Source organism: Cohnella mopanensis, assembly GCF_022352055.1.
Lineage (GTDB): Bacteria > Bacillota > Bacilli > Paenibacillales > Paenibacillaceae > Cohnella > Cohnella mopanensis.
On sequence record NZ_JAKRWM010000001.1, the window covers coordinates 414,784 to 440,138 of the forward strand.

A 25,355-nucleotide genomic window follows, 5' to 3' on the forward strand; every position below is an offset into this window, starting at 1 on the left:
TAGGGATATATTGGAAGTGAATGCTTTTATTTTTATTACGGATCGGCTCTTATCGGGTACAGTCGAGTGAATGATGACCGTGACCTGAGGGGATGATATTGACCAACACGACTATAATGCACCCTAAAGGAGGATAACGAATAATGTCTCAACATCCGATCAACGGATTAATGCAAACGGCAATGGAAAATATTAAAGATATGGTAGACGTGAATACGATAGTCGGCGAGCCTGTTCAAACTCCGGATGGCAGCGTCATAATGCCGATCTCGAAAGTCGGTTTCGGGTTTGCGGCCGGAGGTAGCGAATTTAACGGGTTAGAGGATTCTTCCGGTGGCTCTAGCCAGAAATCCTCGAATGGACAAGAAGGGCATAACGCTTCCGTATCACTACCGTTCGGGGGAGGTAGCGGCGGCGGCGTGTCCATTACGCCGATTGCTTTTCTTGTCGTCGGTACTCAAGGAGTAAAGGTCGTTCCTTTGGACAACCAAACGCATATTCTGGAACGTTTGATCGATGCAGCTCCGCAATGGGTGGACAAAATAAAAAATGCATTCCAGAAGGACGGGAATTCTTCGGAAGCAAGCACGCCTATTCCTCCGCTCACCTCCAACTCGTCCGATAACTTTATGTAAATACGCTGAAGAATCAGTCGTCTACCGGCCATTTGGCCGGTTTTTTGCTGTCTGGAAATATGCCGAAAAATGAGGAAAGGCGCGCTCATAGTTGCAAAAAGCGACAATGGTGGAAGGTGAGTGAGGAAAGGCGCGCTCATAGTCACAAAAAGCGACGATGGTGGAAGGTGAGCGAGGAAAGGCGCGCTCATAGTCGCAAAAAGCGACGATAGAGGAAGCTGAGCGAGGAAAGGCGCGCTCATAGTCGCAAAAAGCGACGATAGAGGAAGCTGAGCGAGGAAAGGCGCGCTCATAGTCGCAAAAAGCGACGATAGAGGAAGGTGAGCGAGGAAAGGCGCGCTCATAGTCGCAAAAAGCGACGATAGTGGAAGCTGAGCGAGGAAAGGCGCGCTCATAGTCGCAAAAAGCGACAATAGTGGAAGGTGAGCGCGGAAAGAAGCGCTCATAGTCGCAAAAAGCGACGATAGGGGAAGGTGAGCGAGGAAAGGCGCGCTCATTGTCGCAAAAAGCGACGATAGTGGAAGCTGAGCGAGGAAAGGCGCGCTCATAGTCGCAAAACGCGACGATAGTGGAAGCTGAGCGAGGAAAGGCGCGCTCATAGTCGCAAAACGCGACGATAGTGGAAGCTGAGCGAGGAAAGGCGCGCTCATAGTCGCAAAAAACGATGATGGCGGAAGGTGAGCGAGGAAAGGCGCGCTCATAGTCGCAAAAAGCGACGATGGTGGAAAGTGAGCGAGGAAGAGCACGCTCATAGTCGCAAAAAGCGACGATAGTGGAAGGTGAGCGAGGAAAGGCGCGCTCATAGTCGCAAAAAACGATGATGGCGGAAGGTGAGCGAGGAAAGGCGCGCTCATAGTCGCAAAAAGCGACAATAGTGGAAGGTGAGCGCGGAAAGATGCGCTCATAGTCGCAAAAAGCGACGAAGGCATGGCGAGTACTTTTCTGAGCGAAGGGGATAGCGAGAAAAGAGATGTGGCGCTTGTATTCTTAGCCTATCATCAACACTCAGAACATGATCGAAAACTTGATCGAAAACTTGATCGATTCTCCGCTTACATACTTCGGGACATGCGTACATAAAATGGTTATATGATTTTTGGGACGGGCCGCAATCCGCAATATAACCGGCTAGTCGCTCAAGGAGGAAACGCACGCATGTTCACCTTTATTGGTAAACGATATGCCCGCAAGTTGTGGACGGGCTTAATCGCCGTTCCGCTGCTCATGATCAGCTTCCATTCAGAGGCCCACGCCGCTCTTGGGAGTCAGTCAACGGATGACACGAACGTAAAGTTGCCTAGGGCACCAAGTAACCATGCAAAGGCAGCGGCACTTGCCGATGTAACCTCTGGGCGAATCTTATTCAGCCAGCACGGAGACGAGCCGATGAAGATCGCAAGCTTAACGAAGATCATGACCGCGATCGTCGCGATCGAGCATAGCAATCTTGATAGCACCATCAATGTCAGCACCCGGGCGGCCGGGAAGGAGGGCTCCTCCTTGTACTTGAAAGCGGGGGAGAAAATCACGCTCAGAAACGCGCTTTACGGGCTTATGCTGCGATCGGGCAACGACGCAGCGACGGCGATCGCGGAACATGTGGGAGGATCCGTAGAAGGATTCGCCTACCTTATGAACAAGAAAGCGGAAGAAATAGGACTCACGCATAGCCACTTCATGAACCCGCACGGATTGGACGAGCAGGGCCATTATTCGTCGGCGAACGATTTGGCGAAGCTCACCGTATACGCTTTGCACAACCCGGATTTCGCCAGTATCGTCAAGACGAAAGTAAAAGAAGCACCTAACCCGAATGAGCAATGGGATTATAAATGGGTAAACAAGAACAAAATGCTCACGATGTATGAAGGAGCGGATGGCGTTAAAACGGGCTACACGAAGCAAGCCTTAAGAACGCTGGTTAGCTCGGCGACGCGCGATGGGCAGCAACTCGTGGCGGTGACTTTGAACGACGGATCCGACTGGTTGGATCACCAGAATCTCCTCGATTACGGATTCGAGCAGTTTCATCTGGCAAAAGTGACGCAAGCCGGTGAACCGATCTCGGGTTATCCTTATCAAGTGACGACAAGCTTCACTTATCCTTTTGCTAATGGAGAACGGGAGCAGATGAAAATAAAATTAGCCCGATTGAACGAAGGATCGGTCTATTACAACCTAGGTTACCGAGGTCAACTGAAATTCATATTGAATGATCGCATTATTGGTACCGTACCATTTATCGATAAGAAAGATCAGCCGCAAGTCGAGCAAGGGAAACAAGAGGAGCGGCAACAACACCAGCATCAGCAGACCATGAGCGAACTAGATCATTCACGTTTAGCCGCCGTACAAGCCTCAACACCATCAAGATCCTTTGTTGCATCGATAAGAGCTACCTTCAAAGCCCTATTCCTGCAGAGGGGGACTTAAAATATGGTGAACTGGATATGGATGGGGATGATCGTATTCAGCGTTATCTTCGGTGCGGCCAATGGGAAAATGGAGAAGGTCGCGGAAGCGGCCTTCGGCGGCGCGCAGACTGGGGTAACCGTCTGTTTGGGCTTGATCAGCATACTCGTATTCTGGATGGGGCTTATGAGAATAGCGGAGGATGCGGGGCTCGTTCGCAAGCTGGCGGGTATAATGGCCCCCGTCGTCCGCAAGCTGTTTCCGGACGTTCCCGGGGATCATCCCGCGATGGGGTACATCTTGTCCAACATGAGCGCCAATCTGCTCGGGTTAGGTAACGCCGCGACTCCAATGGGCATTAAAGCCATGCAAGAACTGCAAAAGTTGAATCCGAATCCTACGATCGCTACACCGGCGATGTGTACTCTGTTGGCGCTAAATACGGCCAGTATCACGCTTGTACCTACGACGATTATAGCGATTCGAATGAATTTCGGTTCCGTTCACCCGGCGGACATCGTCGCTCCGACGTTACTTGCAACTTTAATATCGACCGGCGCTGCTATTCTAGTGGACAGGTGGTATCGGAGGAGAACCAAAGCCCCTCCAAGCACGCCGACATTACAATCGAACAAAGGAGCAGCTTCTCCATCTTCCTTGCCTAACCCGCCCGCTCCGATAGGGGGAGGCTGAACGATTTGATCTCACTTATTCAGATAATCTCGACGTGGACGATTCCCGTTCTAATCGCATTCATTCCTTTATACGCAACTTTGCGCAAAGTTCCCGTGTACGAATCGTTCATCGACGGAGCGAAAGACGGCTTCCAGACGGCTATCGGTATCATTCCGCATCTCGTCGGCATGATGACGGCGATCAGTATGTTTCGCGCTTCTGGCGCATTGGATGCTCTAATCGGCCTTGTCAGACCTCTGTTCGAAAGCGTCGGCATTCCGGGCGAAGTTCTTCCGTTAGCGTTGCTGCGTCCGATAACCGGAGCAGGTTCGTTAGCCTTTGTTACGGATTTGATCAAAGAGCAAGGGCCGGACTCTCTCGTCGCAAGAATTGCTTCAACGATTCAGGGGAGTACGGACACGACCCTGTACGTATTGACGGTTTATTTCGGCGCCATCGGCATCCGAAATTCGCGTTATGCTTTAAAGGTAGGGCTCATTTCCGACTTCATCGGGTTCTTCGCTGCCGTTGCCGCTTGCTGGTTGTTGTTCGGCTTGGTATGATGGTGGATGAGGTGAAAGTCCGTGGAAGAAAGATTACAGAAAGTTCTAGCGAATGCCGGGGTAGCTTCGCGGCGGAAATGCGAAGAGCTCATCACTGCCGGTAAAGTTACGGTCAATGGTGAAGTCGTTACCGAGCTTGGCATTAAAGCCGATCCTACCAAAGACATCATAACGGTATCCGGCAAAGCGATTAAGAAAGAAGCCAAGGTTTATATTATGTTCAATAAACCCAAAGGGGTTATTACGAGCGTATCCGATCCTCAAGGCCGAAGCGTCGTTACCGATTACTTGAAGGAAATCAAGGAACGGTTATATCCGGTCGGTCGATTGGATTACGATTCCGAAGGGCTGCTGCTCTTGACGAATGACGGGGATCTCGCGCACAAGCTGACCCATCCGAGCCATCATGTGCCGAAAACTTATCATGCTACCGTAGAAAGAGTTCCGCATGGTAATGCACTGGAGAAGTTGCAGAAGGGCATTAAGCTCGAAGACGGTTTAACGGCGCCAGCCGAAGTCGAATATCACGATATCGATCCCGAGAAGAAATTCGCCACGATCGCGATCACGATCCACGAAGGGCGCAATCGCCAAGTACGTCGGATGTTCGACGCGATTAACCATCCCGTCACGCGGTTGAAGAGGATCTCATTCGGCGGATTGGTACTGGGAAATTTGCAACGAGGGAAGAACCGCCGGCTTACGGCCGATGAGATAAGCAAGTTGCAAGAGTCCGTTGCGGGCGTAGCTGTCGCACCGGGTGCTGAAACCCCGGATACCGTCCAAGATTAACCCCATATTGCGTCACACAATGTTCAAAACCGGAGGTCGGGCTCTTGCCCTTGACCCCGGTGTTTTCGTTATAATGAGAGTATCGCATACAGGTGGTGAGAAGCTTCAAATGGGACGTTATCGGAAAACGATTCAATATATCATATTAGCCGTCGTTCTCCTTGTGGGGGGATTTGCGATCGGCAATTCGTTATTTTCAAAAAGCGTCGTACTTACGAAGGGGGATAAGCCTCCTAGTTTTCGATTAGCCGGATTGGACAACCAAGTTCACGAATGGAAGGATTACGAAGGCCAACCGCTCATCGTGAATTTCTGGGGTACCTTTTGCCCGCCTTGCCGGAATGAAATGCCCGCTCTGCAGAAGCAATACGAGAAATGGGAAGGGCAAGGTTTGGAGCTGATCGGAATCAACTTAAGCGAAGACCGATTAACCGTAGAAAGCTTTATTCGCCAGGTAGGGGTTAACTTTCCGATCCTGATGGACAAAGATAAACGAACGGAAAAGGCTTACGGGCTTAAGCAATACCCGACGACGTTCTTCATTGGCCGAAATGGCAAGATTCAAGAGGTCGTCATAGGCGGATTGCTGACGGAAGAGGAAATCGAAGTGCGCGTAGAACGGCTAATGAAGTCGTGAACGTTTAGTTAAGGAGGCTTCACAGTTGTTTCAGAACACCAAGTGCGAATGCGGACATCAAAATCCAGTAGGAACTGTATTGTGCGAGTCGTGCGGTAAACCTCTGATCGAGGAATTGCTAACAGATGAAAACGCTCCACTAGAGATGAGGTATGACGGTGTCGCGCGCAGGTCGCAGAAATCGAACCCGCATATCGTCGATCGGATATGGAATTTTTTCTCCTCGGTTAAAATTGCGGTTTACTTAATCGTCATTACGTTGCTGGGCGCGGCATTAGGAACGATATTCCAACAGGAGAGCACGTTAATCAACTTAACGGAGCGCTCTGAATTTGCCGCGTATTACAAAGAAGAGCACGGAACCTTGGGCGTTATCTACCATGCGTTAGGATTGTCGAGAACTTACGAGTCCTGGTGGTTCATTACGCTGCTCGTGATGATTGGGACGTCACTCGTCGTCTGTAGTCTCGATCGGGTACTACCGCTCTATCGCGCTTTATCCAAACAGCAAATTCGCAAACATCTGCAATTCATTACCCGGCAGCAGGTCGTGTATTCCGGCGATATGCAAGGCGATAATGAAGCGTGGATAACGGAATTCGGCAAACAGCTCAAGCGCAAACATTATCGGATATGGCAAGAAGACGGAGCGTTGTTAGCGGAGAAGAACAGATTTAGCCGTTGGGGACCCTATATCAACCATATCGGACTTATTATTTTCCTGTTGGCGGTTCTGGGGCGCGGAATTCCAGCCTGGCATATGGATCAATACCTTGCTCTTTACGAAGGGGAAACAAGGCAAATTCCAGGAACGAACTATTACGTGAAAAATGAAAAGTTCACGGTAGACTATTATCCGGAAAATGAACTGGCTAACAACCAGAAGGGGACGAAGGTCGTTAAGCTGTATGAGACGAAAGCTCGACTCTTCGAATGTACGGACGTTTGCGACGATCCGATCCAAGAACCTGTCCTCACGGAAGTGAAACAGCACGACATTCGCGTGAACAGCGCCATGTCTTACAAAGGTTTGAAGCTATACCAGAACAGCTTTCAGGAGCGGGTTCGCTTCATCTCCGTACATCCAACGCTTATGGACGTTGCGACCGGCAAGCCTATAGGCTCGTTCGATCTGCTCATGGACGATCCGATAGAGAAGTACGAAGTCGGTCCCTATACGTTGAAGCTTAACGATTATTATCCGGATTTCGGCTTGGACGAGCAGAACCGCCCGATGACGAAGACGCGCGAGCCGAACAACCCGGCTTTCGTATTCAGAATCCAAGGTCCGAACCTTCAGGCTAAGGGTGAAATCTATATTTACTTCCCAATGCCTAGCGAGAAGAGTAAGTTTTATCAGAAACTACTCAACGACAGCTTTAAGCAAAGAGGAGACAGCCAAGGTGTTTTCTCTATTCAAGTGGAAAACCCGATCGTCGATGGTAAAATGAATAATATTAAGTATTCCGAATATACGACCTATTTGAACATTCGGATGGACAAGGCTATGCCGTACATCTGGGTCGGAGCCGCGATTTCCATGATCGGCTTGATCATGGGATTCTATTGGCAGCATAGGAGAATTTGGTTACGAATCGACGAGGGCAAGCTTTCGCTCGGAGGACACACGAATAAGAACAGCTTCGGATTGAGGGCTGACGTTGCATGGGCTTTGGGACGTACGGGCATCGAAGTATTGCCCAAGTCGCTTGATAATAGGAGGAATGTACGTTGAGTTGGTGGCTAGATTTCAGTAGCAATGCTTTCATTGTCGCATTTTATTTGTACTGCGCTTCATTTATTTGTTTCGCTATTGCGGTTGGGGGCAAGCGTTGGAGTAATCGTAAACCGGAAGATCATACTAATCGTTGGGGGAAAATAGGATTTGCGGCTGCCGTGATCGGGTGGATCGCTCATCTCACTTTCTTCTTTACCCGTTGGTATGGCGGAGGACACATTCCGACCAGTAATATGTATGAATTTATGACCTTCCTTGGCATGGCGATTATGTTCGCTTTCATCGTGGTCCATTTGATTTACCGCAATATGTTGCTCGGAGCTTTCGCGCTCCCACTTGTCATAATTATTATTGCTTACGCTTCCGTATTTCCATCCGAAGTACAGCCGTTGATCCCGGCATTGAATAACTATTGGTTGAAAATCCACGTAACGACGGCTGCTACCGGAGAAGCATTCTTCGCGGTTGGGTTTGCAGCCGCTCTTATGCAGTTGATTAGAGTAGTCGACTTTACTCGCACCGATAAGGCAGGTAAACGCGCCCAATTTTGGACGGAGTTCTCGCTATTCGTCATTATCGTGCTGATCGGTTTTCTTGTCGCCGTCTTTGGATTCCGCGGCGCGGGGTACGAGTCGGCATTTAAGCAAGAAGTCGTTAAGATCGACGATAACGGAGTCGCGACTTCCGAGATTAAGGAAGTCAAATACAGCCTTCCACCTATCGTAGCCCCATACAACAGCGAGACGGTTTCCTTCCAGTCGTTCCTCGGCATGAAAGAGCCGGCGTTCGAATCTCCATCTTGGTTAAACGGAGTTAATGCGGGACGCAAGTTGAACACCGTAATTTGGTCAGTCATTTCAGGTTTGGTGCTCTACGGGGTTCTTAGGTTAATTGCCCGCAAGAAGCTGACGGCTGTCATTAATCCCCATCTGGCGGATATTGACCCAGAGGATTTGGAAGAGATCAGCTATCGGGCGATCGCGATCGGTTTCCCGATCTTCACGCTTGGCGCTCTTATCTTCGCGATGATCTGGGCTGAAATTGCCTGGTCTCGTTTCTGGGGCTGGGATCCGAAGGAAGTTTGGGCACTCGTTACGTTTTTGTTCTACAGCGCCTACCTTCATTTGCGGTTATCCCGCGGATGGCAGGGTACCCGTTCAGCGTGGCTGGCGGTTATCGGTTTCTTGGTCGTCATGTTTACGTTAGTCGGGGTTAATCTCGTAATTGCCGGATTGCATTCATACGCCGGGGTATAATGTGGCACATATAAGGCTAAGTGCCGAGAGGAGATCAAGCTTTGAATAACATTGGGAATCGGATACTGGTCGTTGATGACGAAGAGAGAATACGCCGTTTGCTTAGAATGTATTTGGAAAAGGAAGGCTATATCATCGAAGAGGCGGAAGACGGAGAGACCGCTCTTCGCATGGCCCAAGAGGATGATTTCGATCTTATCGTGCTTGATCTCATGCTGCCTGGTATCGATGGGTTAGAAGTATGCGCTCGCCTTCGCCAGCAGAAAGCGACGCCTGTGCTCATGCTCACAGCGAAAGGCGAGGAAGTCAACCGGGTTCAAGGTTTCGAGGTCGGCGCCGACGATTATGTCGTTAAGCCATTCAGCCCGCGGGAAGTCATTTTTCGAATCAAAGCCATATTGCGCAGATCTTCGGCAACCGCGTTCTTATCGAAAGAGCTAAATACGAGCAACAATATCGTGTTTCCCTATTTGATCATCGAGCATGACGCCCATCGGGTGACAGCAAGCGGCCAAGAGGTAAACTTAACGCCTAAGGAATATGAGCTGCTGCACTACTTAGCAAGTACTCCCGACAAAGTATTCTCGCGTGAAGAGCTGTTGAAAGACGTATGGAACTATGACTTCTTCGGTGATTTGCGTACGGTAGATACCCACGTCAAGCGTCTTCGCGAGAAGCTGAATCGAGTATCTTCCGAAGCGGCTTCCATGATCACGACGGTATGGGGAGTAGGGTACAAGCTGGAGGCGGCGAAGTAGACTATGGTGATCTGGAGAACGGTCGTCGGCAAAATGTGGCTGACGATTATGGGCTTAGTTGCCGTTGTCATTCTCACCTTAGGGTTGTTCCTGCTTGAATATATCGATCTTACGTTTACGGATCCGCTTGCCATCAAGCGATTGTTCAGTTATGCGGGGATCATCGGATTTCTTCTTACGACTTTTTTCGCTTTTTTCTTGCTAACTAAGATCACCCAACCTTTACGGGAAATGAAGGAAGCGGCGAATCGGGTCGCGCAGGGAGATTATACGACCCGAGTTGCAATTCGGTCGTCGGACGAGATCGGGGAACTGGCTAACACCTTTAATCAGATGGCTTCGGAGCTGCAGACGCTCATTCGCGATCTTCAGCACGAACGGGATCATTTAAGCAGTGTTCTTAAGAGCATGACGGATTCCGTCATCTCCTTCGATGCCGAAGGTGAGGTCATACTGACTAACCCGCAAGGCCAACATTTGCTGGAGGATTGGAGCTCCGTAGACTGGACCGACGAGGATACACCCGAACGGGATGCTCACGTGCCGGGTCCGTTACGGGAAACTTTCCGCAACGTCATCTCGAAGGGCAAAGAACTTACCGTCAAAATACACGTGAAAAGCGGAGTATGGTCCGTCGTGATGACGCCGCTGGCGTCCACGGATTCCGTCAGAGGAGCGGTTGCGGTTCTAAGGGACGTAACCGAGGAATTCCGCGTGGACAAAATGCGCAAAGATTTCGTAGCGAACGTATCGCATGAAATTCGGACACCGCTTTCGATGGTGCAAGGCTACAGCGAAGCGCTCATGGATGATATCGCCGCTTCTCCCGAAGAAAGAAGAGAGCTCGTACAGGTTATCCATGACGAATCGCTAAGAATGGGACGACTTGTTAAAGATTTGCTCGACTTGGCCAGAATGGAAGCCGGTTATCTTGAGATGAATTTTCAGCCTCTGGACGTTAACGGTTTGATGTCGCGGGTATACCGTAAATTCGCAGCTCTAGCTAAAGATCGTCAGATCATGCTTACGAAGACCGAAGAAGATCCGACTCTGATCGTTGAAGAGGCAGACGCGGATCGCCTTGAGCAAGTGTTAACGAATTTAATGGATAATGCTTTGCGTCATACCCCGTCTGGTGCCTCCATCGCCCTTTGCGCGTCCAAAGTCGAAAGCGCTAAGGGAGACTGGCTAGAGCTTAAGATCAGGGATGAAGGCCAGGGAATTCCTCCCGAGGACCTGCCCTATATTTTCGAGCGGTTCTACAAGGCGGATAAAGCCCGCAAGAGAGAGACAACGGGCGGAACCGGATTAGGACTAGCCATCGTGAAAAACTTGATCGTAGCCCACAGGGGGACGATCAGCGCGATAAGCGCGCCTGGTGAAGGGACAACTTTCACCATCATGCTTCCTATGACTGCAAGTCGCAAAAAGAATAATCCAGTATCGAAGCGCTAAGAAGGGAACTAACTTAGCATCGATATCAGGGTGTCAGGTGCCCAACATAAAAAAATCTCCCGCGGCCTTAAACGGCTGCGGGAGATTTTTTTATGTTGGTTATCCCATTAATTAATACAAGTGAACTTCTTTAGCGTTGTTCAGATCAGGCAGGGCGGAGATTTCGCCCAGCACTTGCTTAGTTACGCCTTTATCTACGCCGAGCACCATGATAGCTGCGCCGCCGACGATTTTACGTCCCACTTGCATAGTAGCGATATTGATATCTCTTGTGCCAAGCAGTGTTCCAACGCGGCCGATGATGCCTGGCTTATCATCGTGGGAGATAAGCAGGATATGTCCTTGAGGCTCAACGTCGACCGGGAATTTGTCCACTTGAGTAATACGTGGACCGAAGCCGTTCAGCAATGTTCCCGCTACGAGGCGCTCTTCTTTGTCGGTGCGAAGAGTTACGCTCACTTGGTTAGTGAACCCTTTGGAAGCATGCGACTTCGTAATGACGATGTTCACGTCGCGGTTCTTGGCAAGATGCATCGCGTTAACGACGTTGACTTGATCGGAACCCAAGTGATAGGAAAGTACGCCATCAACGATATGGCGAGTTAACGGTTGCGTATCGACATCCGCTAATTCTCCAGCGTAAGTAACCGCGATTTCCTTCACGGGACCTTCGGCGATTTGGGCTGCGAAGCTTCCAAGCTTGTTGCCGAGCTGGAAGTACGGCTCAAGCTTAGCTAATACGTCTGCGGCGACAGGAGGCATGTTAACGGCATTCTTGAACGGCTCACCGCGAAGAATGTGCAGCAATTGCTCCGATACGTCGATCGCAACGTTCTCTTGGGCTTCAATAGTCGAAGCGCCCAAGTGAGGGGTAACAATGATTTTCGGGTGGGACAGGAAAGGGTGGTCAGCCGCAGGCGGCTCTTCTTCGAATACGTCGAAAGCAGCTCCAGCGACTTGTCCTGCATTGATAGCTTCAACGAGCGCTAGCTCATCGATAATTCCGCCACGTGCGCAGTTAACGATGCGAACACCCTTTTTAATGCGGGCAAATTGATCTTTACCGATCATATGGCGAGTTTCCGGAGTAAGAGGCGTATGAACGGTAATGAAATCCGCTTCCGCAATAATATCTTCAACGGATGCTTTGCGTACGCCCATCTTCTCAGCGCGCTCTTCCGTCAGGAATGGATCGTAACCGAGGACGTCCATGCCGAATGCTTTGGCACGGGATGCGACTTCGCTGCCGATCCGGCCCATACCCAGTACGCCAAGTACTTTATTGCGAAGCTCTACACCGACGAAGGTTTTGCGATCCCATTCGCCGCCGACTGTTTTCAAGTAAGCTTGAGGGATATGACGAGCAACGGCCATCATCATGGCGAATGTATGCTCGCACGTTGTAATCGTATTGCCATCAGGAGCATTAATAACGATAATTCCGCGTTTGGTCGCTGCGTCCAGATCGATATTATCGACGCCGACGCCAGCTCTGCCGATGACTTTCAATTGTTTGCCGGCAGTCATGATTCTTTCAGTTACTCGTGTTTGGCTACGAACGAGCAATGCATCGTATTCGCCGATAATAGCGACGAGTTCGTCCTCGCTTAATCCTGTTTTCTTGTCAATCGAGATGTCGGATGCTTCGACGAGGAGTGAAATCCCCAAATCGCTAATCGGATCCGAGACCAGTACTTTAAACATGTGGAACCCTCCTTCGATATATAGAAAACACCCTCAACCCCGCTCACCGCAATTAGCGGGCAAACGGTGCGTAGAGGGTGACTCCGCAAGGTCACTTCTTTTCCTGTATCGCCTTACGCACGAGCGTGGTTCCAATTGCCTTTCCTATTTTATAGCAATGGGATAGGCATTGCAATGGCGAAAGTACGACAAAATGAGCATGAAATCGAGATTATCCCAAAGTTCTACTTCTCCAAGAAGAAAAAAGGCAGTTGAGGCAATTGCTCGCTCTCGTAGAAGCGCGATTTCATCGAAACGAAATCTCCGTTGCGCACCGCTTCCGTGCTGACAAGCAACTCGGCGATCGCATTAAAGCTTTTGACTTTTCTTTTGTCGGCTTGACCGGAGCTAATGAACTGGTCTATTCTTGCCGTTAAGTCATGTGGCAAAAAGTCGGTAAGCTCGTTTTGTTCGGACAAGAAATCGGAGCTGATTTTAATTTTGACCAGAAGAGGAAGGGCTTTCCACTTGCTGATAGAAAGGACTTCCGGACTCGCGTAATCACCCGGAATGTCGGAGTTGACCGATTCCGCCCATTTCAGCATGGAACTGTAATATTCTTTTTGCGCGGTAAGAGCTTGGGCTCTCCCTTCCTTATAGAACGAATTGCCGTTTACTTTGTCCATCACCATATCCGCTGTGCCTTCGTTGGCTTTCTCTGCAAGCGCCGAGAAGCTTTCGTTAAACAACTTGAGGCTCTTTAAGTAGCTTGTTTGGGAATTTTTCAGATGCGGCGAGATCGGCGCAACATAGACCCCTTTGATGGCATCGTATTTTTTCTGGGCGGATTTGGCAAGTTCCTTCATGGACGCCGCCCGATCGGCTGTAGGATCGGATAACCACTTATCTTGTGCCGTAATCCAATCGTTTTGAAATTCACGATAAGACAAAAATACGGTATGATAGAAGGAAACCAAATCTTGTTGCTGATAAGCGTTCGGTTGGAGTGCGGCCGTACTGTTTACTGTTACTTCCGCTACAGCAAGCCTGGTTTCCGTGCGATCGGTGCCGACTTTGACGCCGTAAAAAAAAGCACCAACCGCGATGATAAGCATAAGTAAGAAAGCTAGCGAGAACATGAGATCGGATCGATTCAGACGCTTTTCCATCGGTTGCTCCTTTAAACGGTATTAGTATTTTGTGGGTAGTCCTAGTATAGGAAAAAACAAAGCACTTGAACATACAAAAATTCGCAAGATAAGAGGGAACATGAGAAAATTCGACATAAAAAACATCAAAATACGTAAAGTGACCGTTGACCAGTTGAATGACAAGATGTTATTAGTCAATTTATATGTAACGCAAGTGCTCACTCTTATTATCGGTATCGTGTGGGTTTTATTTCAGGGCAGGAACCCACTTGACTTTTACCGTTATCCCGGTTCGGCCGATTTTGTGTGGTGGGGAGCCGGATTGGCGCTTGCCGTTCTAGTGTTTGATCTAGGTATTTCTCGATTTGCTCCAGAGGATGTGGCGGATGACGGAGGGGTCAACGACAGAATTTTCCGTACAAGGCCGGTATGGCATATCGCCGTCATCTCGTTGATTGTCGCCATTTGCGAAGAAACGTTATTCCGCGGAGCTATTCAACATGCGATAGGGCCGTATTGGACGAGTATTATTTTCGCTGCCATTCATGTTCGATATTTACGCCATTGGATTCCAACGGGCTTGGTATTCGCAATTAGTTACGGGCTGGGTTGGATTCTTATGGAAACGGGAACCTTATGGGCACCAATCTTGGCGCATTTCCTGGTCGATTTCGTGATGGGATGTATCATTCGTTTCCGGAGGGAAGAACAATGAAAGAAAACGACGAAACCTCATCGGTGTGGGAGAGGTACGTTGCGGCTAAACAAACTGTATTCGGAGATGACAAGGAAGAACAACCCCCGTTGACCATCGAAGAGCTGGAAGCGGCCATTGCCGAGGCTGCAGCCAGCTCGGGCATTCCGGAAATCGGGATGCCTCCCCGATCAGAAGTCCATCCCGTTAAACGGAGCCAGCTCTCGAAGTGGTTTTATTTGGTGTTGGTTATTTTATTTACCGCTTTGGTAATCGGGTTATTGTGGTGGGGGCGGAAGCTAGAAGGCGTATAGGTGATTTCGATACCCTATCCATAGCTCAGAAATAAGGCTGTCCCGGGAGGTCTGAGATCGGACCTTCCGGGACAGCCTTATTTGGCTTATAATTCGGTATCAATCGCGTTCGGATCAACGAAGGAGTAGCCTTTCTCTTCCAATTGCGTTAACAGGTTATCCAGCGTTTTTGCAGTCCAGGGAAGCTCATGCATGAGGATGTTGCTGCCGGGATGAAGCTGCTCCATTACGTTATCTATTACAGCTTGAGGGCGTTTGTCCTCTGCGGTTTTGTTCATATCCCAATCCAACGAACCGTTAGACCATGTCATGAACAGCATTCCGTTGTCTTTGGTAATTTTGCGAACGGCATCATTGCCAGCTCCGAAAGGCGGCCTGAAGAATACTGGGGTTTTACCCGTAACTTCTTTAACGATCGTTTGCACGCTTTCGATTTGGTCCTTGATTTTAGCTTCATTTTCTTTTTTAAGGGAGATATGGTCCCAAGAATGGTTGCCGATGACTTGATTGCGTTCGTCGATGACTTTAAGAAGATCCGGGTTCGCTTTTACGCGATAGCCGTTCACGAAGAAAATAGCTTTTGCATTATGTTTATCCAGCGTATCGAGGATAGGATCAAGCGTTATGTGATCTTTAGGGCCGTCATCGAACGTTAAAAGCACGACTTTGTTATCGGTCTTTTCTTTGTCGATGGGAACGATGAAATAATTTTTGTTCATACGGTAAGTTTTAGCGACTTCGGTTGGCTCCGGCGTGGCGCTTGGCTCGGTTTCTTCGGACGGCGAAGCTTGCGGACTCGCTGACGGCGAAGCTGACGCTGTAGCCGATGGAGATGCCGGGGTAGTCTCCACTTGGGATGGGGAAGCGGTAGAGCTTGGCGTAGAAGCTTTGCCGCCGCACGCGGTCAAAAGCCCAGCCAGCAAAACGGTTGTACAAAAAACGAGAAGACGACGATTCATGCTGGAATTCCCTCCATTTGCGTTCATAGCACTTGAGACGGCATAGCCGGCGTACATGAATTGTATCATAATTACCCCATGAATCGACAGATGACGCGCTTCCTTATTTTGATGGGGAATGTCTGAGGTCATCCCGGTCACAATAAAGTTATTAAGGAGGTGGCAAATGAAAATCGGGACTTTCGTTATGGGTGGATTAGCAGGAGCTGCAATCGTAATGATGATACAACGTAATCCGAGGATGTCAGCTGTCGCCGCGAACGTCGGCAATAACCTTAAGCATCGAATGTACAACATGAAGGACGATGCCATGGGGATGGCGAAGAATACGAAGTTTGCAAGCAGTTTCATGAGATCGACGGATAAGTCTAAACCGGGTTTCTCATCAACTTCCTCTCCTGACAGAGGGATGGACAATGTTGGGAAATCTGCTTCTCGGGATTCGGAAATTCGCGCCGAGATCGATTCGTTCATGGAAGATAGCGAGCAACATCGGATATAGGAAAAAGCGTGAAAAAAGGCGGCATTGTCCTCCCCTATAAGGGAAAGGATAGTGCCGTTTTTTTGTTTTTCGAGGGTTTTCCCTAGTGCATTTCGTTGGGAGAAGTGATAACATGTTCTCAAGAAAGTTTCATTCACGCATTATATGCTTAATCATAAGCTGTTATCACCCACAGAAGGAGGATCCTGTCATGAGGATGGAGCGGCTTAGCCAAGACAAAATTCGGATATTCCTCACTTTCGATGATTTGACTGAGCGCGGGATCCAGAAGGAAGACATGTGGCGAGAGATTCCAAAGGTTCATGAGCTTTTTAGCGAAATGATGGATCAAGCCTACAATGAACTTGGATTCGATGCTTCTGGCCCTTTAGCGGTAGAAGTGTTCGCTATGCCTGCGCAAGGAATGGTTGTAATCGTCACCAGAGGTAAGCTAGACAGGGATTCGGATTCCACGTCTGAGGACGAAGAGGAAGTATATGAATTAGAAGTTACGCTTGAACAAAGCGAAGCCATTATATATCGATTCAGGGACATTGAAGATGCAATCGGTGCCGCCAAGACATTAGTCAGCCATTTGACCGAAGAAGGTAGGATGTACCGCTATCAGAATCAATGGGTTCTTTGCTTCGATCCGGCTGGGCTTGAAAGCTCAGGCTATCATGCGCTGATCGCGGTGCTGGCGGAATATGGGGAAGCGACTTCGATCACCCCTGCTGTTCTAGAAGAATATGGCCAACTCATTATCGGCTCGCAAGCGGTTAAAGTACTAGCCGAGCATTTCACGAATTAACCTTTTGAATAGTCGCAACGAGTAAAGCCCCGATATCGGGGCTTTTTTATATGATAAGATCATCCTATTTCACCAAATGTTCTTTTTTTACACGTCTTGTTTTGCTGTTATAATAGAAGGGTAGGAAAGGAGGGAACAATGAATGCTGCTCGTATCGATATTGGCGGCCGCGATCGTACCCGGAATTGCGTTGCTTGCTTATTTTTACTGGAAAGATCGCTATGACGCCGAACCGGTATCGATGGTGCTCAAAATGTTCCTGACTGGCGTATTGATCGTAGTGCCCATTATGATCGTACAGCGTGGATTAATGATCTGGTGGGGAGAGTCTCCGTTCACTTTCTCTTTTATCATATCCGCTGGCGTCGAAGAATTTTTCAAGTGGTTCGTACTCTATCATATTATCTACAATCATACGGAATTCGATGAACCTTACGACGGGATCGTCTATGCCGTAGCGGTATCGCTTGGTTTCGCGACATTGGAGAACGTTTTATATGTTTTCCTTGAGCCCGCTACGTTCGGAACATTGATGATGAGGGCTTTGCTGCCGGTATCCGGACATGCTTTGTTCGGTGTATATATGGGATATTCTCTCGGTAAGGCTAAATTCTCAGTAGGCAAGAGCGTCAAGATCCACTTATGGCTGGCGTTATTGTTGCCCCTTATATGGCACGGAACATACGATTTCATGCTTATGACCGTTCCGTCTAGCTGGATTTGGCTGGCCGTTCCTTTTATGTTATTCCTATGGTTCAGCGGAATTCGCATGGTTAACAGCGCCAATGCCGTCTCGCCGTTTCGGTTCTTAAAGCGGGAGGAAGAGATTAAATCGTGACCGTTCCGTCCATACTGGATATGGGAATATTCGGTAGAGGGGGGAGTCACCTGTTGTCGCAACGGCATAAAGTAACGATACGGTGCAATCGGTGCCATGAGAAGTTCATTTTGCGAGGACGCAAAGAAAGAGGACGAGTGGACACCGGATTCAAGCAATGCTTGTGCAGCAATGCGGATGATTTCGAAATCGAAGAGGAAGCTCTCATCTAACAGGATGGGGCTTCCTTTTCTTGTTATTCCGGTAAAGCTGGGTGTCGCGCATAAAAGTGGAACCTTCTTCCCACAATAACCGCATAACGTTTTGGGAATGAAAGGGGTCGGCTTTTCATGTATGCTCGATTAAGTTCCATTATGTTTCCGATTGCAACCTTGCTGTTTATCGGCGCCATTGTTTGGGGGTACCAAGAGCATCAAGAGAAAAACTCCGTTCTAATCAAAGCAGAGAACCAGTATCAGCGCGCGTTCCATGATTTGAGCCATCACATGGGGCGGCTGCATGACCAGCTCGGACAAACGTTAGCCGTGTCTTCCGCGTCCCAAGGCATGCAGCGCAAAGGCATGGTTAACGTGTGGAGGTTGACCAGCCAAGCGCAGAACGAAATTAACCAGCTTCCGCTTGCGATGTTGCCATTCAACAAAGCGGAACAATTTCTTACGCGGATTTCGAATTTCGCTTACCGGACAGCGGTGAGGGATCTTAACAAGCAGCCGCTCACTCCAGAAGAACTAAAGACGATGAAGTCACTGTACAAAACGGCTGAATCCGTCAATTTAGAATTAGGCAAAGTGCAGGATGCGGTTATATCCGACCATCTACGTTGGATGGATGTCGAGGTAGCTATGGCTAGCGAGAATGGCCCTAACAACAATACGATCATCGACGGCTTCAAGGCGATGGATAAACAGATGGGGGCTTATCCAGAGGCGGATTGGGGACCATCCGCGATGTCCACGGACCGTAAGCTTTCTTCAGCGGGGCTGGAAGGCAAAGAGATGTCGCAAGCGGAAATCAAGAAAAAAGCGTTGGACTTCCTCGGACATCAGGCCAAAGAGACGAACGCCAAAATTTCGGAGGACGGAAGCAAGACGGACATGCCTATCTTCGCCGTCTCCGTCAAAGGGCAAGGCGGGGTGAACATTCAGTTGGACTATACCCGTAAAGGAGGACATCTGCTTTGGTTCATGAATCCTCGCGAGGTGAAGAGCCGGAAGCTTGATTTCGATACGGCCCGCAACAAAGGCTCCCAGTTCCTAGTCCGACACGATTATAAAGAGATGACGCCGATCACTTATGATGAATACGATCATGTTGCGGTGTTCACTTTCGTGCATACACTCAACGGAGTGAAAATATATCCGGATAAAGTAACGGTGCGCGTTGCTCTCGACAACGGAGAAGCCGTAGGTTTGCAAGCTTCTGACCATGTTTTTGCCGAGAAGGTGTTAGATCCAGGTAAACCGAAGATAACAAAGGAGCAAGCGCAAAAAGGTTTGAATCCCGATTTCCGAGTAGAGGATTATTCCCTGTCCGTAATCGAGAATGAAATGCGCAAGTCGGTTCTCTGCCATGAATTCGTCGGGAAAATCAATAACCACCGCTATCGGATATTCATGAACGCGGATACCGGGGAAGAGGAGAACATCGAGGAAATTCCGGATTCCGCCAAAGCGATATACAGGTAAAAAGGGTTGTCCATACACCATCGTCCGAAAGTATCCCGGGCGATGGTTGTATGTCATTCCCCAAACTTATCCACGCGTGCTATAATGAAGCGTAAGAGCGATCAGGATTTCCGATCATGCTTCATGTGGAGGGTTTACGAGTGCTTCCGAAAATTAATCAAACAATGTACATACAGACTGAAACGGTACCAGAGCCTTTAACGCTGCGTTCGCGCGTAGCCGATCAAGACCATCAACAGATTTATATCGAAATCCCGCTCGACGAGAAAAGTCGGAAGTTATACCGTGCGCAAGAAGGCGAGAATCTTCATCTTTATTTCTTCACGGAAGACGGGGTGAAGCATTCTTTCTCTAGCGTCGTAACAGGGTTTCGCAAGGATTCTGTTCCTCTCGTCGCAATTCGCAAGCCGGAGTTGGAGGACATTTCCAAGGATCAACGCCGCAGCTATCTTAGGGTCGAGGCTAACTTAGAGTTAGCTGTGAGAGTCGGGGATAAGATGAAGTTCGTAGCCATCACGGAAGATGTAGGCGGAGGCGGAGTTTCTTTCACCTGTGAACGAAATAAACCGATCGTGACGAATGTTGTTTTAACCTGTTGGCTATTATTGAATTATAAAGGCGGCACGGTTGCGCATGCAAAATTTGAAGGCGAAGTCGTCAGAGTGCTTCCCGTCGAACCTGACAAGCATTTGATTATGATGCGCTTTAAGGAAATCGGCGATTCTGATCAACAGAAAATCATTCGATATTGCTTTGAGCGCCAATTGGACAAGCGTAAGGATTAATGCCGCGAGGCCCCTTGTCCAGGTCACATCTGGACATAGGAGGTCAAGCATGGACGAAAAGTCTAAACAAAAGTACCAGTCTGATTTTGTCGCATGGTCAAGTCGACTGGAACGGCTTATTTTACGAGGGATTATCGTGTTGGTCGTGTTGCTGAGTGTATCCCAGCTTATGCTCCAATTTCCGGCTGCTCGGCACTGGCTGACGTCAACGGACGATTCGGAAGGCGTTCCGTTTCATTATCATGCACGCTAGCTAAGAGGATGGCATTTTTGCATCCCTAAGTGCTGTGTGGTATAATTTCCTCATTCCTTGCAGGCTTTGCCTGCCTTATTTTTTCTAATTGACATCAGGTTGTTGGCGTGTAGGAGGCTAGTCTTTTTCTCATGAATGGATCTCAGTACACTCGGATTAATATTGCGATCGACGGGCCGGCGGGAGCGGGTAAAAGCACAGTTGCCCGACTCGTTGCAAGGGCTCTTCAATATGTTTATGTCGACACGGGTGCCATGTATAGAGCCGTTACGCTCAAAGCTCTTGAAGCTGGTATACCGACCGAGGACAATGAACTCGTAGGGCAATTGGTTAAACAATTGGATATCGTGCTGTTGCCAGGTGAGGCTGCTCAACTCGTTCTAGTGAACGGAGTAGATGTAACCTCAGAATTAAGGTCATTAGAGATCAACCGTAACGTTTCTTATATCGCTCGTCTAGAAAGCGTCCGCACACGGATGGCAGAACTTCAGCGCCGAATGGCCAAAGAGAAAGGCGTCGTGATGGATGGCCGAGATATCGGAACCCACGTATTGCCGGATGCCGAATTGAAAATTTTCTTGACGGCAACGCCTAGAGAGAGAGCCAGTCGGCGGTTTCTAGAGTTAGGTCCTGATGCTGGCATCACGTTAGAGCAACTGGAGATCGAAATCAGTCAGCGTGATCGACTGGATCAGGAACGGGAAATCGCGCCTCTCCTTCAAGCTTCCGATGCCCGCCTAGTGGATTCTACGGGGCGGACAGTGGACGAAGTAGCGGAAGAAATCGTACAATGGGGACTTGCCGCGACAAGAACCATTTTGGCGGAGGAGAAGTAGATTATGTTATACCGTTTCTGTAGAGCGATTCTCCGTCTTATCTTTATGTTTCTTTATCGGCTGGAAGCCAGAGGTGTCTCTAACATTCCTCTTGAAGGCCCTGTTATCTTATGCAGCAATCATAAAAGTTTACAAGATCCCATTACTTTAGGGGTATGGGTGCCCCGCAAAGTTCATTATATGGCTAAAGAAGAACTGTTCCGCATTCCTCTCTTCGGATCTTTGATCAAAGCCGTCGGCGCGTTTCCAGTCAAACGCGGAGGCGTGAGCAAAGAGGCGATCCGAACGGCGATAACGCTGTTGCAGGGCGGTAACGTAATGGGGATTTTCCCGGAAGGTACTCGCAACGAATCGGTAGGCATGGGCAAACGGGGCGCGGTTACGATGGCGATTCGTTCTAAAGCCATTGTCGTGCCGGTTGCATTAGTCGGCCAGTACCGACCATTCCGTAAGATGATAGCGGTATACGGCGCACCCATCGATATGGCGCCATATGCGGAGCAAGGAACTACGGAAAGTATGGAACAAGCGACTGAACTGATCATGTCGCGAATCCGAGAAATGATGAAAACCAGTCAACCTGCTGCTTAAAGGATGCATGTTTCTGACGACATTCTTTCATACTAGAGGTATAATTTGGTACTCATGATTGGGATTAGCAAGATTTAAGCACCGCTAGAAGCGGGTTTAAATAAAGTTGGGGTAGAACTGAGGAGGTAATTTTCATGTCTGAAGAAATCAACGTCCAGGAAACGGCAGCCGCAGAATCGGTTAGCCAAGATGCACTGGAAAATCTCGTAACCTTGAAGAAAGGGGACACCGTGAAAGGTACGGTAGTCAAAATCGAGGATAACCAAGCGTATGTCAGCCTTGGATATAAATACGACGGTGTCATCCCGCTACGCGAGCTTTCTTCCGTTAACTTGGAGAACGCTGCTGCAGCTGTGCAAATCGGCCAAGAAGTCGAAGCGAAAATCGTTAGCATCAACGATGCTAAAGAATCGCTCGTCCTCTCCAAACGCCAGATCGACAGCCCGCGCGCTTGGGATGAACTGCAAGCAAAATTCGAAAGCGGCGAAGCGTTCGAAGTGGCCATCACTGACGTCGTTAAAGGCGGTCTAGTGGCGGATGTTGGCGTTCGCGGATTTATTCCGGCTTCTATGGTTGAGCGTCATTTCGTCGAGGACTTCAGCTCGTACAAAGGCCGTACGTTAAAAGTAAAAGTGAAAGAAATCGACCGTGAGAACAACAAGGTCATTCTTTCCGCTAAAGACGTGCTGGATGCGGAATACGAAGCTCAGAAGCAACAAATCATGAGCTCCTTGCAAGTAGGTCAAGTGCTTGAAGGCAAAATCCAAAGATTGACGCCATTCGGCGCATTCGTAGATATCGGCGGCATCGACGGTCTCGTTCATGTTTCCGAGATGGCTTGGCAACACGTTGCCCATCCTGGTGATGTCGTGTCCGAAGGCCAAAGCGTTAACGTGAAGGTTCTGAAAGTCGATCCTTCCCTTGGCAAAATCTCCCTCAGCATCAAAGCGGCTCAACCAGGTCCTTGGGACTCGGCAAACGGACAATTCAACGTCGGCGATATCGTTACCGGCGTCGTGAAACGTCTTGTCGCTTTCGGAGCATTCGTTGAAATCGCTCCTGGCGTAGAAGGTCTCGTTCACATTTCGCAAATCGCGCATCGTCATGTTGCGACGCCTTTCGAAGTGTTGAAAGAAGGCCAAGAAGTTCAAGCTAAAGTTCTTGACTTCAACCCGGCAGAGAAACGCATCTCCCTTTCCATTAAAGAAACGGAAGAAGCGCCTGCCCGCCCAGAACGCGAGCAACGCGAACCGCGTGCGCCTCGTGCTCCAAGAGAAGAAACGAATCTGCCTCCGGTAGAGAACATGAGCTTCAACCTTGGTGAAAGATTCGGCGATAAGCTGAGCAAATTCAAGTAAACAAACTTGGAAGAACCCGCCCTTGTGGCGGGTTTTTTTGCGTTTAGTTCACCCCGGACGCTGTAAGCCTACCAGTAATAGTCGATCATAAGCCGTACCGTTCGGGGAATTTGAACCTAATGGCGCGGCTTATTCTGTCGCCGACAGGCGCATACTAATCTTAGGGAGGTGAGCCAATGCCGGCTGCAATTGGCGCTGTGTTCCTGTGGCTAATGACGACAATATTATGGTGGAGCGGGTGGAGAGAGGAAACGACGGAGAACATCCCGCATTGGGCTGTTGGGGCGTTCCTGGCCGTATGGCCTTTTGCTTGGTTGGCTAACATTGGGTTTACTCCTCAAATCACGATAAACGGTGCCTGGATATGGACATTTCTGGCAGGATTATTATTGGCATGGCGCATGCGGCCTTCAAGAAGATGGACGGTCATCTCGGCGGGCTTCTTGGTGGGCTCTATTTACGTGGTCATAAGCCGGCTGGCTCATACCCCATCTGGGATGTTGTCTTATCTCGATCCTTGGGGCGCGGCGATCGTTATTGGCATGTTATCAGCAGTAATCGTTCGTAATGTTTCAGAGCAGGTGCTAGCTATCTCTACGGGTCTGGTGTTAAGTATGGGAATTTACGCTTATCTCCAGATGACCTCTGGCTCATTACTCGAGATGAAGGCTACGCAGTGGATCGAAAGCTGGTGGATCGCGGTACTGTGCTCGAGGTTATGGACATTAGCCGCGCGATCGGCGGTGAACCTTAGAAGAAAATGGAATTTCAAAATGGGTCAGAAAAGGGGGGGAGAACGTTGGTGATTCTCGATTGGTTTCATGCCCATAAAGACATTACATGCGTCATCATAGGATCGGCGTTCGGGATGGCGGCAAGAATATTCATGCTTCGCAGCGATTATAGGCAATATCCGGCTTATCCTCATGGCAAGATCATCCATCTTGCGTTAGGTCTAATCGCTGGCGCCTTGGGATCAGTCGCCGTTCCAGCCTTATATAACAAAGACTATACGGCAATTACTTTTCTATCGCTCGCTGCCCAGCAATTTCGCGAAGTTCGAAATATGGAGCGGAACACGTTAACCGCGATCGATCATCTTGAACTCGTCCCTAGGGGAGCCGCTTATATAGAGGGAATTGCCGTCGTATTCGAGGGGAGAAACTATTTGGCTATTATTACTGCCTTCCTGTCAAGCCTTTTCGCGATGTGGATCGGATGGTGGGGAGGATTGATTGCCGGAGTGTTCGCTTTAATACTTGCCCATTATTTTATGAAAGGGAAGAAGATCACGCATATTGCCGACATAGAGATGGTTCCGATAAAATTGGACGGCCCGGATCTTTATGTTGGCGACATCTACATGATGAACGTGGGTTTGGACGAGAACAGGGATGTGATCAAAGAACAAGGGATTGGGTTTATATTGACGCCCAAGAGTGACGATGCCAAAGTCACGATCGCTAATCTCGGTCAGCGGCAAGCTATTCTTCATGATGTTTCCACCAGGCTGGGCGTATACCGCGACGATGGCGATCCGGCATTGTTGCCAATAGGAAAGTTGGGTTTGCGGACTGGAAAACTGGGTCTGCTTGTTCTCCCGCGAGAGAAGGATATTGATAAAGCTTACCAATCGGTATGTAACGTGCCGCTTCTAGAGGCAGCTGTTCGAACGCCGACGAAAGCGAATCGCAAAAGTACGGAAGGGGCGAAGCAAAGTGGCTAGAATCGTAGGAATCGTCACGACCGACCATGGTAACGTAGGCGGCGGCTCGCCCATTTTTTACGCGTCTAGTCGGGAACAGCTGCAGAGATTGGCCCATCTGCTGGAGAAAATTTTGGATTCCGCCGCGCATGAGATGAACGAGGATTTATTCATTATCGTCGATAGGCATTAAACGGTTTGGCAATAATCGTTAGCCAAGCCGCGCAAATTTTGATATGATGAAAGTTGTGAGTGTTTTGACGAGCCCATCCTTGTGGGGGCAAAGCTGT

General features: G+C 49.2%; 28 protein-coding genes. 25 read left to right on the top strand and 3 right to left on the bottom strand.

Annotated elements, in window-relative coordinates; genetic code table 11:
• Positions 1-143: 143 nt before the first annotated feature.
• The 10 genes from ytfJ to L3D05_RS01900 all read left to right on the top strand — a co-directional run bounded on the left by ytfJ (position 144) and on the right by L3D05_RS01900 (position 10,921).
• Positions 144-635, top strand: a complete 492-nt coding sequence (gene ytfJ / locus L3D05_RS01855; RefSeq protein WP_239614079.1) for a GerW family sporulation protein — start codon at positions 144-146, stop codon at positions 633-635.
• 1,155 nt (positions 636-1,790) lie between these two features.
• Positions 1,791-3,068 carry a D-alanyl-D-alanine carboxypeptidase family protein gene (locus L3D05_RS01860; protein ID WP_239614081.1) on the top strand — a complete coding sequence of 426 codons (1,278 nt, stop codon included), beginning with the start codon at positions 1,791-1,793 and terminating at the stop codon, positions 3,066-3,068.
• 3 nt (positions 3,069-3,071) lie between these two features.
• A complete protein-coding gene (locus L3D05_RS01865) occupies positions 3,072-3,740 on the top strand; it encodes a nucleoside recognition domain-containing protein (protein WP_239614082.1) in 669 nt (222 codons plus the stop codon).
• Between the two features lie 5 nt (positions 3,741-3,745).
• Complete coding sequence (locus L3D05_RS01870; protein WP_255807162.1) at positions 3,746-4,285, top strand: spore maturation protein; 540 nt, start codon at positions 3,746-3,748, stop codon at positions 4,283-4,285.
• A 21-nt stretch (positions 4,286-4,306) separates the two neighbouring features.
• Complete coding sequence (locus L3D05_RS01875; RefSeq protein WP_239614084.1) at positions 4,307-5,077, top strand: pseudouridine synthase; 771 nt, start codon at positions 4,307-4,309, stop codon at positions 5,075-5,077.
• Positions 5,078-5,150: 73 nt separating this feature from the next.
• Positions 5,151-5,714: a redoxin domain-containing protein gene (locus L3D05_RS01880; RefSeq protein WP_239614085.1), complete on the top strand. Its 564-nt coding sequence runs from the start codon at positions 5,151-5,153 to the stop codon at positions 5,712-5,714.
• Between the two features lie 25 nt (positions 5,715-5,739).
• Positions 5,740-7,449, top strand: a complete 1,710-nt coding sequence (resB, locus tag L3D05_RS01885) for a cytochrome c biogenesis protein ResB (protein ID WP_239614087.1) — start codon at positions 5,740-5,742, stop codon at positions 7,447-7,449.
• The gene (gene ccsA, locus L3D05_RS01890; protein WP_239614089.1) at positions 7,446-8,708 is read left to right on the top strand and encodes a cytochrome c biogenesis protein CcsA; all 1,263 of its coding nucleotides are present in this window, start codon (positions 7,446-7,448) and stop codon (positions 8,706-8,708) included. Before resB ends, ccsA begins: the two co-directional genes overlap by 4 nt.
• A 41-nt stretch (positions 8,709-8,749) precedes the next feature.
• The gene (locus tag L3D05_RS01895; protein ID WP_255807165.1) at positions 8,750-9,466 is read left to right on the top strand and encodes a response regulator transcription factor; all 717 of its coding nucleotides are present in this window, start codon (positions 8,750-8,752) and stop codon (positions 9,464-9,466) included.
• A 3-nt stretch (positions 9,467-9,469) separates the two neighbouring features.
• Positions 9,470-10,921 carry a HAMP domain-containing sensor histidine kinase gene (locus L3D05_RS01900; RefSeq protein WP_239614091.1) on the top strand — a complete coding sequence of 484 codons (1,452 nt, stop codon included), beginning with the start codon at positions 9,470-9,472 and terminating at the stop codon, positions 10,919-10,921.
• A 111-nt stretch (positions 10,922-11,032) separates the two neighbouring features.
• On the opposite strand, the gene serA is transcribed toward L3D05_RS01900, so the two are convergent.
• Both serA and L3D05_RS01910 read right to left on the bottom strand, forming a co-directional pair.
• The gene (gene serA, locus L3D05_RS01905) at positions 11,033-12,625 is read right to left on the bottom strand and encodes a phosphoglycerate dehydrogenase (RefSeq protein WP_239614093.1); all 1,593 of its coding nucleotides are present in this window, start codon (positions 12,623-12,625) and stop codon (positions 11,033-11,035) included.
• 224 nt (positions 12,626-12,849) lie between these two features.
• The gene (locus tag L3D05_RS01910) at positions 12,850-13,773 is read right to left on the bottom strand and encodes a hypothetical protein (protein WP_239614095.1); all 924 of its coding nucleotides are present in this window, start codon (positions 13,771-13,773) and stop codon (positions 12,850-12,852) included.
• A gap of 100 nt (positions 13,774-13,873) precedes the next feature.
• Between L3D05_RS01910 and L3D05_RS01915 the strand changes: the two genes are divergently transcribed.
• Together L3D05_RS01915 and L3D05_RS01920 are read left to right on the top strand one after the other, a co-directional pair.
• The gene (locus L3D05_RS01915; RefSeq protein WP_239614096.1) at positions 13,874-14,470 is read left to right on the top strand and encodes a CPBP family intramembrane glutamic endopeptidase; all 597 of its coding nucleotides are present in this window, start codon (positions 13,874-13,876) and stop codon (positions 14,468-14,470) included.
• Complete coding sequence (locus L3D05_RS01920) at positions 14,467-14,763, top strand: hypothetical protein (protein ID WP_239614098.1); 297 nt, start codon at positions 14,467-14,469, stop codon at positions 14,761-14,763. Before L3D05_RS01915 ends, L3D05_RS01920 begins: the two co-directional genes overlap by 4 nt.
• 86 nt (positions 14,764-14,849) lie before the next feature.
• Here L3D05_RS01920 and L3D05_RS01925 read toward each other — a convergent pair whose 3' ends face one another.
• Positions 14,850-15,722: a polysaccharide deacetylase family protein gene (locus L3D05_RS01925; RefSeq protein WP_239614099.1), complete on the bottom strand. Its 873-nt coding sequence runs from the start codon at positions 15,720-15,722 to the stop codon at positions 14,850-14,852.
• Positions 15,723-15,888: 166 nt separating this feature from the next.
• Here L3D05_RS01925 and L3D05_RS01930 point away from each other — a divergent pair, with 166 nt between their 5' ends.
• The 13 genes from L3D05_RS01930 (at position 15,889) to L3D05_RS01990 (ending at position 25,258) form a co-directional block, all read left to right on the top strand.
• Complete coding sequence (locus L3D05_RS01930; protein ID WP_239614101.1) at positions 15,889-16,224, top strand: hypothetical protein; 336 nt, start codon at positions 15,889-15,891, stop codon at positions 16,222-16,224.
• A 190-nt stretch (positions 16,225-16,414) separates the two neighbouring features.
• Positions 16,415-17,014: a genetic competence negative regulator gene (locus L3D05_RS01935; protein ID WP_239614102.1), complete on the top strand. Its 600-nt coding sequence runs from the start codon at positions 16,415-16,417 to the stop codon at positions 17,012-17,014.
• Positions 17,015-17,156: 142 nt separating this feature from the next.
• Complete coding sequence (prsW, locus tag L3D05_RS01940) at positions 17,157-17,852, top strand: glutamic-type intramembrane protease PrsW (RefSeq protein WP_239614104.1); 696 nt, start codon at positions 17,157-17,159, stop codon at positions 17,850-17,852.
• A gap of 20 nt (positions 17,853-17,872) precedes the next feature.
• Complete coding sequence (locus L3D05_RS01945; protein ID WP_439647928.1) at positions 17,873-18,064, top strand: hypothetical protein; 192 nt, start codon at positions 17,873-17,875, stop codon at positions 18,062-18,064.
• A 117-nt stretch (positions 18,065-18,181) separates the two neighbouring features.
• Entirely contained in the window at positions 18,182-19,537 is a 1,356-nt protein-coding gene (gene ypeB / locus L3D05_RS01950; protein WP_239614106.1) for a germination protein YpeB, read from the top strand.
• Positions 19,538-19,677: 140 nt separating this feature from the next.
• Positions 19,678-20,322, top strand: a complete 645-nt coding sequence (locus L3D05_RS01955) for a flagellar brake protein (protein WP_239614108.1) — start codon at positions 19,678-19,680, stop codon at positions 20,320-20,322.
• Positions 20,323-20,371: 49 nt separating this feature from the next.
• The gene (locus tag L3D05_RS01960) at positions 20,372-20,575 is read left to right on the top strand and encodes a hypothetical protein (protein WP_239614110.1); all 204 of its coding nucleotides are present in this window, start codon (positions 20,372-20,374) and stop codon (positions 20,573-20,575) included.
• A 131-nt stretch (positions 20,576-20,706) separates the two neighbouring features.
• Entirely contained in the window at positions 20,707-21,411 is a 705-nt protein-coding gene (cmk, locus tag L3D05_RS01965; RefSeq protein ID WP_239614111.1) for a (d)CMP kinase, read from the top strand.
• Between the two features lie 3 nt (positions 21,412-21,414).
• A complete protein-coding gene (locus L3D05_RS01970) occupies positions 21,415-22,002 on the top strand; it encodes a lysophospholipid acyltransferase family protein (RefSeq protein ID WP_239614113.1) in 588 nt (195 codons plus the stop codon).
• A gap of 134 nt (positions 22,003-22,136) precedes the next feature.
• Positions 22,137-23,360: a 30S ribosomal protein S1 gene (gene rpsA, locus L3D05_RS01975; RefSeq protein WP_239614115.1), complete on the top strand. Its 1,224-nt coding sequence runs from the start codon at positions 22,137-22,139 to the stop codon at positions 23,358-23,360.
• 176 nt (positions 23,361-23,536) lie between these two features.
• Positions 23,537-24,166 (top strand): hypothetical protein, encoded by a 630-nt coding sequence (locus L3D05_RS01980; protein ID WP_239614116.1) that lies wholly within the window; start codon positions 23,537-23,539, stop codon positions 24,164-24,166.
• Between the two features lie 62 nt (positions 24,167-24,228).
• A complete protein-coding gene (locus L3D05_RS01985; protein WP_239614738.1) occupies positions 24,229-25,086 on the top strand; it encodes a YIEGIA family protein in 858 nt (285 codons plus the stop codon).
• Positions 25,079-25,258, top strand: coding sequence for a capping complex subunit for YIEGIA (locus tag L3D05_RS01990; protein ID WP_239614118.1), 180 nt, complete (start codon positions 25,079-25,081; stop codon positions 25,256-25,258). Before L3D05_RS01985 ends, L3D05_RS01990 begins: the two co-directional genes overlap by 8 nt.
• Positions 25,259-25,355: the final 97 nt, after the last annotated feature.